General features: G+C 66.4%; 2 protein-coding genes. Both read right to left on the bottom strand.

What is annotated here, in order from left to right:
* The coding region (locus tag ACSFA2_RS25905) for an FAD-binding oxidoreductase (protein ID WP_435458186.1) at positions 1 to 807 on the bottom strand (807 nt) is incomplete at its 3' end.
* A 16-nt stretch (positions 808 to 823) separates the two neighbouring features.
* A partial coding sequence (locus tag ACSFA2_RS25900; protein WP_435458185.1) for a PaaD-like zinc ribbon domain-containing protein occupies positions 824 to 1,035 on the bottom strand: 212 nt, incomplete at its 5' end.

Raw genomic sequence — 1,035 nt, 5'->3', positions numbered from 1 at the left:
CTGCTTGGCGTCTCCAGGCTGCGCCTCGTGCACCACTGCACCAACCTGGGTGGCCGAGGGCAGGGCGACGCCGAAGCGTTCGATGTGAATGCGGTCTTCGGGCACGCCCGCCGCCAGCAGCGCGGCTTCGGCTTCGTCGTTCATCTGGAACGGGCCGCACACGTACACGTGGTCGATCTTCGCGGCCGGCACCACGCTCTTGAGAAACTCGCCGATTTTCTCGCGATTCATCACGCCGAAGCCCAGCGGCGAATCGGTGTGCTCGTCGGAGAACACATGCTGCAGCACGAGGCGCGTCATGTAGCGGTTCTTCAGGTCCTCGATTTCTTCCTTGAACATCGTGGACTGAAGCTGCCGGTTGCCGTAGATCAGCGTGAAGCGGCTCGCGGGCTCGCGCGCCAGCACCGTCTTCATGATCGACAGGATGGGCGTGATGCCGCTGCCGCCCGCAATGCCCACGTGGTGGCGCGCCGAGGCCGGCTCGATGGGCACGAAGAAGCGGCCCTGCGGCGCCATTACCTGCAGGGTGTCGCCGGGCTGCAGGCTGGCGTTGATCCAGTTGGAGAACACGCCGCCGCGCACCTTGCGCACGCCGACGCGCAGCTCGCCGTCGTCGAGGCCGGCGCAGATCGAATAGGAACGGCGCAGGTCCTGGCCGTCGATGTCGTGGCGCAGGGTGAGGTACTGGCCCTGCGTGAAGCCGAAGACTTGCTGCAGGTCGCCGGGCACTTCGAACGAGACGATGACGGCCTCGGCCGTATCGGGCTCGATGGCCTTCACGCGCAAGGGGTGGAAGAGGGTGCTCATCGCTTGGGGCGCTTTTTTAGATTGGCTTGAAATGTTCGAAAGGCTCGCGGCAGGCCATGCAGCGATAGAGCGCCTTGCAGGCGGTCGAGCCGAAGGCCGAGAGGCGTTCGGTACGCTCGCTCGCGCAGCGCGGGCAGGCGATGCGTTCGCCTGCGATGCGGCCGAAGAGCTTGATCGGCATGGCGGTGTTGGCCGCGGCTTCGGGGGTGAGGTGAGCGGGCGGCGCGA

Source organism: Variovorax cryoconiti (assembly GCF_051216395.1).
Taxonomy (GTDB): Bacteria; Pseudomonadota; Gammaproteobacteria; order Burkholderiales; family Burkholderiaceae_C; genus Variovorax.
Note: the sequence above shows the minus strand (reverse complement) of the source record. Positions and strands in the feature narration are given on the sequence as shown.